15 protein-coding genes are annotated in these 12,332 nt (G+C 60.7%); 6 read left to right on the forward strand and 9 right to left on the reverse strand.

What is annotated here, in order from left to right; genetic code table 11:
- Positions 1-10: 10 nt before the first annotated feature.
- From N8H74_RS26285 to N8H74_RS26295, 3 genes are read right to left on the reverse strand one after another with little or no spacing between them, the layout of a single operon-like run.
- Positions 11-1,045, reverse strand: coding sequence for a hydroxyacid dehydrogenase (locus tag N8H74_RS26285; RefSeq protein ID WP_262151476.1), 1,035 nt, complete (start codon positions 1,043-1,045; stop codon positions 11-13).
- Positions 1,042-1,914: a TauD/TfdA family dioxygenase gene (locus N8H74_RS26290; protein ID WP_262151478.1), complete on the reverse strand. Its 873-nt coding sequence runs from the start codon at positions 1,912-1,914 to the stop codon at positions 1,042-1,044. Before N8H74_RS26290 ends, N8H74_RS26285 begins: the two co-directional genes overlap by 4 nt.
- Positions 1,915-1,940: 26 nt before the next feature.
- Complete coding sequence (locus N8H74_RS26295; protein ID WP_262151480.1) at positions 1,941-3,236, reverse strand: aminotransferase class I/II-fold pyridoxal phosphate-dependent enzyme; 1,296 nt, start codon at positions 3,234-3,236, stop codon at positions 1,941-1,943.
- A 141-nt stretch (positions 3,237-3,377) separates the two neighbouring features.
- Between N8H74_RS26295 and N8H74_RS26300 the strand changes: the two genes are divergently transcribed.
- Complete coding sequence (locus tag N8H74_RS26300; protein ID WP_262151482.1) at positions 3,378-4,304, forward strand: transcriptional regulator GcvA; 927 nt, start codon at positions 3,378-3,380, stop codon at positions 4,302-4,304.
- 139 nt (positions 4,305-4,443) lie between these two features.
- Complete coding sequence (locus N8H74_RS26305; RefSeq protein ID WP_217834230.1) at positions 4,444-4,863, forward strand: cupin domain-containing protein; 420 nt, start codon at positions 4,444-4,446, stop codon at positions 4,861-4,863.
- A gap of 46 nt (positions 4,864-4,909) precedes the next feature.
- Here the strand turns inward: N8H74_RS26305 and N8H74_RS26310 are convergent, their stop codons facing one another.
- Together N8H74_RS26310 and yddG are read right to left on the reverse strand one after the other, a co-directional pair.
- Complete coding sequence (locus N8H74_RS26310) at positions 4,910-5,194, reverse strand: hypothetical protein (protein ID WP_262151484.1); 285 nt, start codon at positions 5,192-5,194, stop codon at positions 4,910-4,912.
- 81 nt (positions 5,195-5,275) lie between these two features.
- Positions 5,276-6,190, reverse strand: a complete 915-nt coding sequence (yddG, locus tag N8H74_RS26315) for an aromatic amino acid DMT transporter YddG (protein WP_262151486.1) — start codon at positions 6,188-6,190, stop codon at positions 5,276-5,278.
- A gap of 322 nt (positions 6,191-6,512) precedes the next feature.
- Between yddG and gabP the strand changes: the two genes are divergently transcribed.
- Together gabP and N8H74_RS26325 are read left to right on the forward strand one after the other, a co-directional pair.
- Complete coding sequence (gene gabP, locus N8H74_RS26320) at positions 6,513-7,922, forward strand: GABA permease (protein ID WP_262151488.1); 1,410 nt, start codon at positions 6,513-6,515, stop codon at positions 7,920-7,922.
- Positions 7,919-8,998 carry a GlxA family transcriptional regulator gene (locus N8H74_RS26325; protein WP_262151490.1) on the forward strand — a complete coding sequence of 360 codons (1,080 nt, stop codon included), beginning with the start codon at positions 7,919-7,921 and terminating at the stop codon, positions 8,996-8,998. Before gabP ends, N8H74_RS26325 begins: the two co-directional genes overlap by 4 nt.
- A gap of 43 nt (positions 8,999-9,041) precedes the next feature.
- Here the strand turns inward: N8H74_RS26325 and N8H74_RS26330 are convergent, their stop codons facing one another.
- A complete protein-coding gene (locus N8H74_RS26330; protein ID WP_262151492.1) occupies positions 9,042-9,818 on the reverse strand; it encodes a carboxymuconolactone decarboxylase family protein in 777 nt (258 codons plus the stop codon).
- Positions 9,819-9,968: 150 nt separating this feature from the next.
- Complete coding sequence (locus tag N8H74_RS26335) at positions 9,969-10,172, reverse strand: hypothetical protein (RefSeq protein ID WP_262151494.1); 204 nt, start codon at positions 10,170-10,172, stop codon at positions 9,969-9,971.
- Between the two features lie 179 nt (positions 10,173-10,351).
- Here N8H74_RS26335 and N8H74_RS26340 point away from each other — a divergent pair, with 179 nt between their 5' ends.
- Positions 10,352-10,564, forward strand: coding sequence for a hypothetical protein (locus N8H74_RS26340; protein ID WP_262151496.1), 213 nt, complete (start codon positions 10,352-10,354; stop codon positions 10,562-10,564).
- A 154-nt stretch (positions 10,565-10,718) separates the two neighbouring features.
- Here the strand turns inward: N8H74_RS26340 and N8H74_RS26345 are convergent, their stop codons facing one another.
- Positions 10,719-11,180 (reverse strand): hypothetical protein, encoded by a 462-nt coding sequence (locus N8H74_RS26345; RefSeq protein ID WP_262151497.1) that lies wholly within the window; start codon positions 11,178-11,180, stop codon positions 10,719-10,721.
- 268 nt (positions 11,181-11,448) lie between these two features.
- Between N8H74_RS26345 and N8H74_RS26350 the strand changes: the two genes are divergently transcribed.
- Positions 11,449-11,784, forward strand: a complete 336-nt coding sequence (locus N8H74_RS26350; protein WP_262151499.1) for a hypothetical protein — start codon at positions 11,449-11,451, stop codon at positions 11,782-11,784.
- A gap of 167 nt (positions 11,785-11,951) precedes the next feature.
- On the opposite strand, the gene N8H74_RS26355 is transcribed toward N8H74_RS26350, so the two are convergent.
- The coding region (locus N8H74_RS26355) for an aldose 1-epimerase family protein (protein WP_262146248.1) at positions 11,952-12,332 on the reverse strand (381 nt) is incomplete at its 5' end.

Consider the following 12,332-nt stretch of genomic DNA (forward strand, 5'->3'; position numbering starts at 1 on the left):
TGCTCACAAGTCAGATTGGGTAAGGGATGGCTTCGGCGGAGTTCGCTTGCGCCAGGTGAACCGCACGGTCGAACACCTGCGGGTTCACCGCGTTGTCGTGGTTCGGTTCGGCGTCGAAAACGTTGAGCACGTTACCGGCGGCCAGTTTCGCCATGCGGCTGACCGCCTCGCGCGAAACGCCGGCCAGGTGCGGCGAGCAGATCACGTTGTCGAGGCTCGGTAGACCGGTGCCGTGTGGCGGTGGCTCCGGCAGGAACACGTCGAGTGCCGCACCGGCGATGCGTTTTTCCACCAGTGCCTGATACAGCGCCTGCTCGTCGACGATGCCGCCACGGGCGGTGTTGATCACGTAGGCATGCGGCTTCATCAGGGCCAGACGTTCGGCGGACAGCAGGCCGACCGTTTCGGCGGTTTTCGGGCAGTGCAGGCTGACGTAATCGGCGCTTGCCAGTGCGTGTTCCAGCACGGCGACCGGCTCCACGCCTTGAGGCAACTGGCGTGGCGAGAGGTACGGGTCGTACACCTTGACCCGCATCCCCAGCGCCACCAGCAACGTGGCGACACGGGCGCCAATCCGCCCGCAACCGACCAGCAGCACTTCGCGACCTTCCAGTTCTGTCGGCAGGTAGTCGTAGCGCTGATGCCAGTTGCCGTCGCGCACCAGATGGGTCAGCGCTTCGGTGCGCTTGGCCAGCGACAGCATGAAGCTCAGGGTGTGTTCCGCCACGGCCCGGTGGTTGGCGTTGGCGCAGACCATCACCGGAATCGCCGCCTCGGTCATCGCCGGAATGTCCACCGCGTCGAAGCCGACGCCGATCCGCGACACCACTTGCAAGCCCGGTGTGCGTTGCAGTTCGGCAGTGCCGAAGCGGGTCAGGCCGAGGATCACGCCGTGAACTTCATCGAAGCTCTCGAGCAAGGCCTGGAACTGGCCCTGCTCGATGGTGTTGGCAAACTCCACCACTTCGATGTCGTCACGCTCGCGCAGCATTTGCTTGCCTTCGGCGCCCAGAATATGGGCGATCAGTACGCGCTTCTTGCTCATGCGACATGCTCCTGCAGCACGCTCGGGGCAAAGAACTCACCGTCGTTGACGCCGATGCGGAACATTACCCGCTGGGCTTCGCGCGGCAGCTCGGTCGCGCAATGCAGCACCGAACGGTTATCCCAGATCAGCAGGTCGTTGGGCTCCCACTGGTAGTTGAAGATCCGCTCCGGCGTCAGGGCAAACGCGAACAGCTCATCGAGCAGGGCTCGACTTTGCTCCTGCGAATAACCGCTGATGCGTGTGGTGTAACCCGGATTGACGTACAGGCTTTCGCGCTGGGTGCGCGGATGTACGGCAACGGTCGAGTGAGTGCTGGCCGGGAAGGTCTGCTCCAGGCGCGTGAAGATTTCCTGGATCGATTCCCCGACATCGTCTTCCTTGACTTTGTAGGTCCAGCGCACGTCGTGTACCGCCTGACGATTTTTCACCCGCTCGTACAGATCCTTTGGCAGGTCGTCATACACCGACTGCATGTCCACGAACAGCGTGTCACCGCCCGCTTCTGGAAGCTGTTGCGCATGAAGCATGGTCAGCGGCAGGGGCTCGGCCAGGTAGCTGGAGTCGCTGTGCCACATGTTGCCGAGCTTGCGCGCGCCGACTGCGCCGGAGCCGTTGCGGTTGTTGATCACCAGAATGTTCGGGTACGCCGGATCGTGGTAACTCTTGAGCTTGAACTGTTCGAGTTCGCCGAAGCACGCCGCGAACTGCTGATAGCCCTCACGGGTCAACGTCTGGTTTTTCAGTGCCACCACTTTACGTTCGTAGACCAGCTCCTGAATGCCACGAATCTCATCCAGCGAAGCCGTGTTGATATCGAAATCCGTCACTGCCGTGACGAAGGTTTCCGCCAGATCCGTTCGCTTCACGTTGAAAGTCTCCTGCACGACGTCAGTCAAACGGCCAGCGCAGGCTGGAGCTGGGCGGTGGTCGGGGCGCTGTCCAGGTGCGCATCGCTGCTCTTGAGCATCAGGCTCAGGTCGAGGATGTCGGCCGGGTTGTGGGCGGCGGTGACCGACATGCGCAGGGCTGCCTGACCGCGCGGAACGGTCGGGAAGAACACCACGGAGGTGTAATGACCCTGTTGCAGCAGGTATTCACCCTTGGCGATCGCGGCTTCTTCGTTACCGATGCGCACGATGCGGATCGGCAGTTCGCTGCCGCTGGTTTCGGTCGGGATCAGGTTGTCGAACAGTTTCATGTTGTTGCGCAGCGCGTGTTGCAGTTTGTGCAGTTCCGGCGTGGCGTGGATTTCCGCCGAGGCCAGTGCCGCGCCCACGGCCGCCATGTTCGGTGCGCAGGAGAAACCGTAGGTCGGAGCGTAGCGGCGGATCGAGTTTTCGATGTGCTTGGTGCCCAGCATCAGCAGGCCACCGGCGGCGCCGTAGCCTTTGCCCAGGGAGGCAGCGACGATGGTGTTCTCGTCCAGGCCGTCCAGTTGCGAACGGACGAAACCTTCGCCGTGTTTGCCGACCACCGAAATGCCGTGGGCGTCATCCAGATAGACGAACAGGCCGTATTTGTCTTGCAGGGCACGCAGTTCGCGAACCGGCGCCGCGCCACCCATCGAGTACGCGCCGTCGCCGACGTAGGCGACCTTGCGACCGCTCTGGCACAGGCGCTCCAGGTGTTCGAGGTCGTTGTGCTCGATGACGATCACGTCGGTCTCTTCGCGCAGGATCGGGATGTGGTATTGCAGGGTCACGTGGGCGAAACGGTCGAACGCGATCAGCGGCTTCTCACCGCCGGTGAACAGGCCGGCGGCCAGCAGCGGCAGGGCGCCCATGTTGGCGGCGGCTACGGTTGGAAACACCACCACGCCGTTGACATCGAACAGCTTGGCCAGGGTGTGTTCCAGGCGTACCAGCGGTTCGGCGGACAGGCGGGTGCGGGCTACCGAAAAGTGCGTCGAGGGGATTTCTTCCATCGAGGCCTTGGCGGCGGCGAGCACTTTTGGATGGGCGTCCAGGTTGAGGTAACCGCAGCGGGTGTAGTCGATGACTTCCTTGCCGCTGGTGGCGATTTCGATGCGGCGGTTGTCGAGCACACGGCAGGAAACCCCCATCAGACCTTTTTCATACGCGGCGTCGAAATGCGGACGGCTGATTTCAGCCATTCTCGAGGCATTGCGAGCTTTCAGTTGTGGCGCTTTTTCGTCCGGGCTGTTGTTGATTTCAACTGTTTTATTCACGGCGATCTCATCCTTTGAGTGGTCGTTTTCAGGCCGTTGTGGCTTGAAAGCGACGCTAGAATCCACGACCACGGAAACATTTTGCAAAGGACTTCTTGGGTGCTACCTTATGACAAAATCTCATGAGCATTACGAAGTCTTATGGTCGCCCGGATTCCCTCTCTCAATGGATTGAAAGCGTTCGAATCGGCTGCCCGCCATATGAGTTTTACCAAGGCCGCCGAAGAGTTGAACGTCACCCAGACGGCCATCAGTCATCAGATCCGCCGACTGGAAGATGAACTGGGTGTTCGCCTGTTTCTGCGGCTCAAGGATGGCCTGGCGCTGACCACCGAAGGGCATGCGTACCTGCCCGGTATTCGTTCGGCGTTCCATGAATTGCGCTACTCCACGGAAATGTTGCTCGAATCGACCAACAACAGCGCACTGACCATCAGCACCCTGGTGTCCCTGGCCTCCAAATGGCTGTTGCCGCGTCTGGCATCGTTTCAGGATGCGTTCCCCAATATTGACGTGCGAGTCACCGCATCCACCGAGCTGGTGGATTTCCGCAAGGGCGGCATCGACGCGGCGATCCGCTACGGTTTCGGTGACTGGAAAGGCTTGCGCGCGGACTGGCTGATGTCCGACGAGATTTTTCCGGTGTGCAGCCCCAAACTGCTGACCGGCCCCAAAGCCTTGAAAAGCCCGGTCGATCTGGCCAATCACACCTTGCTGCAAGTCAGCGGCATGACCAGCAACGACTGGAATATGTGGTTGAGTGCGGCGGGGCAGCCGAAGAAACTCGCCGAAGGCACGCGGCTGACGTTCGATCTGGCGATGATGGCGGTGCAGGCCGCCATCGACGGTCTGGGGGTGTGCATCGGGCGCTCCACCTACGTCGACGACGACTTGAAGGCCGGGAAACTGGTGGCGCCGTTCAACCTCAAGCTGAAGTCCGACCTGGGTTTTTATCTGGTGACGCCGCTGGAAATCGCCAACTCGAAAAAAGTCGTGGCGTTCCGCACCTGGCTGATCGATCTGGTGCAGAACGCCGGGTCGATCTCGGCCTCTGACCTCAGCGAATAACCTTCAGGTTTTGTATTGGCGTGTATCAAGCGCGTTCGCGCATACACGCCGATAACAATCTGCCGTTCCCTGACACATCGTCGCTACATGCGCCGGACAAAGTGATGGCCGTCACCACACACTTCGAGAGGGCAACATCATGCGATGCAATCGACTTCTGGCCGCCACGGCGATTCTGCTGTCCTTGAGCGGCTTCGCCCATGCGGCGGACACCCAACCGGCCGCGAAAAACTGGCAACAAGGGCTGAGCCGCACCGATCTGGTCCGCCAGGATCTGGGCGCGGCGGATCGTGAAGTGATCCAGGCCCGTGTCGATTTCGAGCCGGGCGTGACCTCGCCAAGGCATGCCCACCCCGGCGTGGAAGTGGCTTACGTCATCAGCGGCACGTTCGAATATCAACTGGAGGGCCGCGCGCCGGTCACGCTCAAGGCCGGGGACTCGCTGTATATCCCCGAGGGCGTGGCGCATATCGCGAAAAACGTCGGCCAGGAGAAGGGCTCGGAACTGGCGACCTACATCGTCAAGAAGGGCGAACCGGTGCTGATTCTGAAGCCGTGACGTCGATACGAAAAAGGCCTGCCCTTTCGGCAGGCCTTTTTCGTGGTCAGTTGTTGATCGGATGTTTCTTCTTGTCGCTCTTGGAGCCGCTGGAGGTTGCAGCGTCTTTCTCGATGGCTTTCGCGTCGGCGCCGGAGTTCGACCCTGAGGCTTCCTCGCCCTTGGTGTCGGCCTTGTCATCCTTGGACTCACTGCCGCCGCCCTGATTGACACCGGGAATGGCGGTCGGCGGAACCGTCGAACCGGCCGTCGACTGGCCGGCGGCCAGCGTGGGGAAAGCACAGACGGCCAGGAGGCCGGCGAAGGTCAGGGCCGCGATTTTTCTGTTCATCGGTGATCTTCCGTGCAGGGGGTGTAAGCGTTGGAAGACCGCTGGCGGCAAAGGTGCGAACGGCGGGACGAGCGGCACGGGTCACGCCGGTTCTTGCTGGCGCTCCTGCACCCGTTCACGGGTCGCCAGCCAGCAGACCAACGAGCCCACGGTGACCAGCACCGCGCCTTGCCAGAACTGTACGTCCAGTGCTGCGCCCAGCCATATCGCCGCGAACGCCGACGACAGCACTGGCGCCGTGTACGAGGCGGTCGCCAGCAACGTGAGGTTGCCGCGCAGAATGCCGATATTCCACAGCGCGTACCCCACAGCCATCGCAGTACTCGCGGCAATCAGCTCGAGGCTGCTGCGCAGGGTGAGCGGGGGAATCACTTCAGCGCTGAAGGCGTGTTTGCCCCACAGCACCAGCGCGGTCAGGACGAAAAACAGCACCACCAGATTCTGCCCGCCGGCATAGCGCCGGGTGATGTTGCAGTACAGGGCAAAGGTGATTGCGCAGGCCAGGGCGAGGCTGTAGCTGAGCGGGTTGGACTGGATATTGGCGACAATCGAGGCCACTGAAAGCCCGTTGCCGCTGACCACCCAGACGATGCCGAACAACGCCAGTGCCGTACCCGGTACGATGAACCAGCGCGCCTTCTGCCCGTTCATGACAATCGCCAGCAGCACGGTCAGGCAGGGCCACAGGTAATTCACCACGCCCAGTTCAATCGCCTGATTGCGATTGCTGGCAAACCCGAGGGCGAGCGACAGGCACACCTCGTAGGCGACAAACAGCCCGGTGCCGAGGATCAGGTACATCCAGGAAGTGGAGCGCAGGCGCGGTCGCCCCAGCATCGCCACCAGCATGACGGCGCCCAGCGAATAGATCAGCGCCGCGCCCGCCAACGGGCCGAACAACTCGCTCACACTGCGGATCAGTCCAGCGGCGGTACTCCACAACAGAATCGCCACAAGGCCACAGGCTGTGGCGGCACGTTCACTTCTGACTTGCATCAACGCTCTCTTTCAATACGGCTCGTTCACCGCACAGTTTGCCCTGAATACCATACTAACCGGCAACCCGACATTGGGCCGGGCGACAGCGGCGGCATGTCGAAATCAGGCTCAGGCATGCCGTTCTCAGGCTATTTGTGCGGCGGACGAGGCACGTAAGGTGACGCATCATTTCATCGCCGTGCGTATGCCGTATGACTGATCAGAAACGCCGATGCGTTTGAGGTGCGCCGCTTTCACAAGGGGCAACAGGAAGAAATGATGATCGCCTGACCCTCAGTCAGTACGCCTCAACGTCGATCACCCGAGAACAACAAAAACAATGAATAGCCTGAACTCGAAGGACTCGAACGGTCAGTTGGCGCAGGGCTTCAAGCCGCGTCACGTCACCATGCTTTCCATCGCGGGAATCATTGGCGCGGGGCTGTTTGTCGGCTCCGGACACGCCATTGCCGCCGCCGGTCCGGCGGTGCTGCTCGCTTATCTGTTCTCCGGCCTGCTGGTCGTGCTGGTCATGCGCATGCTCGGTGAAATGGCGGTGGCCCATCCGGACACCGGCTCGTTTTCCACCTATGCCGACCAGGCCATCGGCCGCTGGGCCGGCTTCACCATCGGCTGGCTCTACTGGTGGTTCTGGGTGCTGGTGATTCCCATCGAGGCGCTGGCCGCCGGGCATGTCCTGAACCAGTGGTTTCCCCAGGTCGACGCCTGGCTGTTCGCCTTGCTGTCGATCATCGTGCTGGTGGTGACCAACCTGTTCAGCGTCGCCAAGTACGGTGAGTTCGAATTCTGGTTCGCGATGGCCAAGGTCGTGGCGATCATCGGTTTCATCGGCCTTGGGTTTTCGGTGCTGATGGGCTGGATTCCCGAGCGCGAGGCCAGCGGCCTGAGCCGTTTGATGGAAGAACACGGCGGCTTCGCGCCCAATGGTTATTCAGCGGTGGTCGGTGCGTTCATCACCATCATGTTCAGCTTCATCGGCACGGAAGCGGTGACCATCGCGGCTGCCGAGTCCGACAATCCGGCGCAGAACATCGCCAAGGCGACCCGTTCGGTGATCTGGCGCATCGGTGTGTTCTACGTGTTGTCGATCTTCGTGGTGATTTCCGTGGTGCCGTGGAACGATCCGTTGCTGGCGTCCGTGGGCTCCTACCAGCGCGCCCTTGAACTGATGAACATTCCCCACGCCAAATTTCTCGTGGATGTGGTCGTGCTGATCGCCGTCGCCAGTTGCATGAACTCCTCGATCTACATTTCCTCGCGGATGCTGTTTTCTCTGGGCCGACGTGGCGATGCACCCGCGCCGTTGAAAGTGACATCCGCGGCGGGTGTACCGCGTGCCGCCGTGATCGCCAGCACCGTGATCGGCGCCGGGGTGACGTTGTTCAGCTACTTCATGCCGGCCGGCCTGTTTCAATTCCTGCTCGCCAGTTCCGGCGCCATCGCGCTGCTGGTGTATCTGGTCATCGCGATTTCGCAACTGCGCATGCGCCGGATGCTGCACCGACGCAATGTCCAGTTGAGCTTCCGCATGTGGCTGTTTCCGTGGCTGACCTATCTGGTCATCGCGTTCATCTGCGCGGCGTTGGGCGTGATGATGGTGACGCCGGAACATCGCCTGGAGGTGACCTCGACCATCGGCCTGGCCCTGGTGATTTCCTTTATCGGCCTGGTGACCACGCGGCAGCATGGCGCGGCGCGGGGAACGGTTTCGGTGGGCGAGACATCTTGACCACGTCCAGCCAGTCCATCGGTTTTCTGCTGCTGGATCAGTTCACCCTGATCTCCCTGGCCTCGGCGGTGGAACCACTGCGCATGGCCAATCAGTTGGCGGGTGAAGAGCTGTATCGCTGGCACACCCTCAGCCTCGATGGCGCGGCGGTGCAGGCCAGCGATGGCGTGCCCGTGACCCCGGACGCGTCGGCTCAGGATGGACTGGTGCTGGATGCCGTCATCGTCTGTGGCGGGGTGGGTATTCACAACGTGGTCACGCGCGGCCATGTCGTCTGGTTGCGCAATCAGGCGCGTCTTTCCAAGCGTATGGGCGGTGTTTGCACCGGCAGTTGGGCGCTGGCGCAGGCGGGGTTGCTCGATGGGTTTGAATGCAGCGTCCACTGGGAATTTCTCGCGGCGATGCAGGAAGCCTTCGCGCGGGTCACCGTCAGTGCCAGCGTGTTTACCCTCGACCGCAACCGCTTCACCAGCTCCGGCGGCACCGCGCCGATGGACATGATGCTGCACCTGATCGGCCGCGATCACGGGCATGAGCTGTCGGCGGCGATCTCGGAAATGTTCGTCTACGAACGCATCCGCGATGAGCGCGATCAGCAGCGCGTGCCGCTCAAGCACATGCTCGGCACCCAGCAGCCGAAGTTGCAGGAGATCGTCGCGTTGATGGAGGCCAACCTCGAAGAACCCATCGACCTCGACGACCTGTCGAAATATGTCGATGTGTCCCGCCGACAACTGGAGCGGATGTTCCAGAAATACCTGCATTGCTCTCCGTCGCGCTACTACCTGAAACTGCGACTGATCCGCGCTCGCCAGTTGCTCAAGCAGACACCGATTTCCATTGTTGAACTGGCGGTGGTGTGCGGCTTTGTCTCCACCCCGCATTTTTCCAAGTGCTACCGCGAATACTTCGGCGTGCCGCCGAGTGAGGAGCGGGCGGGGCTGGAGGCGGAGCGTATCGAGGTGGCGAGGCCGGCAGTCCGTCCGGCGCGGGTATCGAGGCCGAGCAATTTGCTGGATGAGGCGCGGGGCGAGGCGACGTTTGCGAGTGTGAAGGTTTTGCGAGCCAGGGCCTGAACGTCGCGTGGGGCGCAGGACAAACTCCCGCGCCCGACAGACCTTACGATTTACCGCGCGACTCAAACACATCCTTGAGTACCGGCACCGCCGACATCGCTTTCGGCCAGCCTACGTAGAACGCCAGATGCGTCACCACTTCGGCCGCCTGCTCGCGGGTCAGGCCGTTGTCCATCGCCCGATTGAGGTGGAAGGGCAGTTGTGCCGACTGGTTCTGGCTGATCAGCGCCGCCACGGTGATCAGGCTGCGATCCGGGGGCGCGAGGTCGGTGCGCCGCCACAGATCGGCGAACAGCACATCGTTGGTGTAGCGCGCCAGCTCTGGAGCGGTTGCACCGACGTTGGCATCGACCGCCGCCCGGCGTCTGGCTTCGGCTTGCTCTTCAAGCTTGAGCCAGTCGCCTTCCGGCGGCGCGATCTGTTCAGCCGTCAGGCCGCGTTCGGCAAATACCTGTTTGGCGACGCCGACCGCCGACATTGCATTGGGCCAGCCGCTGTAGAAGGCCAAATGGGTGATCAGACCGGTGATTTCTTCGGGCTTCACGCCGTTGTCGAGCGCCAGTTTGATATGGCTGGTCATTTGCGCGGTCTGACCGCTGGCGAGCAACGCCGCGAGGGTAATGAGACTGCGGTCACGCGGGACCAGATCCGGCCGCTTCCAGACTTCACCGAACAGCAACTCGGTGGTGTAGGCGTAAAGCTGCGGCGTGACCTCCAGCACATCCGGCGACGGCTTGGGGTCGGGGCGCGCCTTGCCTTCTTCAGCGCTGACCAGTGCCGAGAAAAACAGACCGGCGAGGGCGGGTGTGAGCAGTTTCATAGGGCGGTTTCCTGAGGTCTGGTTGCGAGGACCGACGCCGCCACTGCGAGGCCGATCCAACCTGATCCACATACTAGGAAGACACGCTTGAGGGATTAAGGGGCAAAAACAGGATGGAGTCATGAGCGGGGCTCACCAATGCCCCTCGGCTCAGTGAAGCACCCGGCGGCTCTCGCCAATCCTGATCCGGTCCAGAGCGCGGTTCAGCGCGTCCAGCGCATCGAGAAGGGCTTTGGCCTCGCTCTCACGGCCGTCGCCCCACAGCCGTTCAGCCATTTTGTTCAGCGCCTGGATAGAGCGCTCGATGTCGGCGGCGGTGGTGGCGGGTTTGTTTTGCGGTTTTGTCTTCGGCATATCAGTTCACTCGGTTGATCACATCCTGTCGGTCACTTCGTGTGGGTTCCTGCTACGGAAATGCCCTCCGCATTGAGGAGAGAACCGCTCTATAACCGGGTTTCAGCACGGTAGTGTGGCAATTTGATGTCGGATAGGTTATTTCTTACAGTTTTTTCGGGGCTGACTCAGGAAGATTTATGAACGTTCAGGATTTTATCAATGAATGCACCAGGCTCACGATCAATATGAAGGTGAAACTTGCCGTATCGACGGGGCTTGTACCGCAAGAGGGACATCTTCATTCAGCCCGGATAGACATGTTTTTGAGCGCACAGAACGAGCTGCGCCAAGCCATCAAGGAGCTCTCCGAGTTCTGCCTGTCCGGAATTGAAGATACTCGCCAGGTGTAATGAACTCGCCGTCGGGTCGTCCGACCGAAACACCCGGGCGCAGCGCGTCGGTTTCCATCCCTGTCTGCCCGGCCGTATCGTTTATCGCTTGCGAGCCATCCGCAAACGCTGCGCTGGTGCCAATGCAATAAAGGGCGATGAGCGTGAGGGTTGGTCAGTGCGCCAATGACGGCTTGGTAACGACCGAGAGGGTGAAGATCATGACAAACAGCACGACGACTACCCAGAACATCACCATGACTGTCAGCATGATGACCTTGAGGCCTTGATAAAGCCTGCGCAGCCAATGGCCTTCGGGTCTTGCTTGTGAGCGGGTTCTGAGTACGCCTTTCAAATAAAAGCCGAGGAGGGCCAGCAGCGCGCTGTCAATCGCCAGCGCAGGCAGGCCGGCTTCGGGGAAAATGCTTCCCCACCGGTAGAAGGACGACCGGCTCAGGAAGACCACATAACAAGTCAGGCTGCCGTATGAAAGTGTTCTCCACCATTTACCGGCCAGCGCTCCGACCATCAGGCACATAATCACCATGAAAGGGTTGAGGAGAATATGGATCATCCATTCCAGTACGTTGGGGAAATAGCCCGGGGAATGGATGCTGCGCCAGATGTGTTCCAACATTGTTCGGGCTCCTGCCTTCTATGGCGTCAGTGCTGCTGCGGTACTTGCGTGCTGTGCACGGTATCGGCGTCCTTTCGCGTTACATAAGTGCTGTTGTGTCAATCAGGGGCTACGTCATGAAGATGCGAGGAATTTTGTAGCAATAGGCACTTAGCGTGCTCGTTCGGGATTAGCTGAAAGGAGAACCCGGGCACTAAAGAAACAGAGAAATCCGGCCGATAGAATCGCCTTGGCATTGATGCCAATCAATCAAGAGCCGGAGTTTTGAATGTTGCCCAAGATAGCCCGCATTGGCATGTCCATCGCACTCATTGCCTGCGCGCCAGTGATGAATGCCCAAGCTGCCAGCGACCACGAAATTGCCGTCGTGGTCGTCGCTTCCCATCAGGTGTGCGGGGAGAAGCATCCCGAAGAGGAGCTTTCGCTGGAACAGTTCATCTCGCTGCACCCACGCATGTCGGCGCAAATGGCGGATCACGTTCGGGAAATCGCGACTCAGCCGGCCTATAAGGAAGACGTAGAGAATGCCATTTTGCGTTTACATACCGAGGCTGATCAGATCTTGCTGAAGGTCATTTGCGACGGCTATTACCAGGAAGGATAGCGGCGGCGACCTCCCGACTCGCGCGGATTTGCGCTGATCGGGCGTCTGCGAGCAGCCCATCGACTGCTCAAGATCGCACGCTGGCGGATCTTGAACTGGTCGATGGAACCAGACGCAGACATTTGGCCGAGGCGTTGCGATATCGGCCGACAATGCTTTAGCCGGTGTCACCCCTTGGTCAGATCAACCAACGGCGTCTGCCGCACCTCAGTCTCCCGCCCACCCTGAATCTCGCTCACCTGTTTCAAGGCCTTATCCACAGCCGCCTTATCCGCCAACAAGCTGTAGCGGATGCGGAACTGCTTGTGTTCCTTCGGCCCGATTGTCGGTACCAGGTTCAGTGGCCGCTGATAACGGCGGTTGTAGGAAAAGCTTGTCCCCGGCTCCAGCCCCGTCACATACCCCTGGCCTTGGGTATCAGTGTTTTTCCATAGGGAAAACACGGGCAGTGTCTGAGTATTGAAACCGACTGAAACGCCCAGGCTGCCGGCCTTGTTATGCAACACGGTCAACGTATCGCCTTTGGCATCGGCGTACGGCACTACGTT

This window comes from Pseudomonas sp. B2M1-30 (genome assembly GCF_025447575.1).
Lineage (GTDB): Bacteria > Pseudomonadota > Gammaproteobacteria > Pseudomonadales > Pseudomonadaceae > Aquipseudomonas > Aquipseudomonas botevensis.

Coding starts and splice junctions, on each gene's coding strand:
- gabP (WP_262151488.1), top strand. CDS start 6,513: ATGAATAGCCTGAACTCGAAGGACTCGAACGGTCAGTTGGCGCAGGGC.
- N8H74_RS26330 (WP_262151492.1), bottom strand. CDS start 9,818: ATGAAACTGCTCACACCCGCCCTCGCCGGTCTGTTTTTCTCGGCACTG.
- yddG (WP_262151486.1), bottom strand. CDS start 6,190: ATGCAAGTCAGAAGTGAACGTGCCGCCACAGCCTGTGGCCTTGTGGCG.
- N8H74_RS26335 (WP_262151494.1), bottom strand. CDS start 10,172: ATGCCGAAGACAAAACCGCAAAACAAACCCGCCACCACCGCCGCCGAC.
- N8H74_RS26300 (WP_262151482.1), top strand. CDS start 3,378: ATGGTCGCCCGGATTCCCTCTCTCAATGGATTGAAAGCGTTCGAATCG.
- N8H74_RS26345 (WP_262151497.1), bottom strand. CDS start 11,180: ATGTTGGAACACATCTGGCGCAGCATCCATTCCCCGGGCTATTTCCCC.
- N8H74_RS26285 (WP_262151476.1), bottom strand. CDS start 1,045: ATGAGCAAGAAGCGCGTACTGATCGCCCATATTCTGGGCGCCGAAGGC.
- N8H74_RS26340 (WP_262151496.1), top strand. CDS start 10,352: ATGAACGTTCAGGATTTTATCAATGAATGCACCAGGCTCACGATCAAT.
- N8H74_RS26350 (WP_262151499.1), top strand. CDS start 11,449: ATGTTGCCCAAGATAGCCCGCATTGGCATGTCCATCGCACTCATTGCC.
- N8H74_RS26310 (WP_262151484.1), bottom strand. CDS start 5,194: ATGAACAGAAAAATCGCGGCCCTGACCTTCGCCGGCCTCCTGGCCGTC.
- N8H74_RS26305 (WP_217834230.1), top strand. CDS start 4,444: ATGCGATGCAATCGACTTCTGGCCGCCACGGCGATTCTGCTGTCCTTG.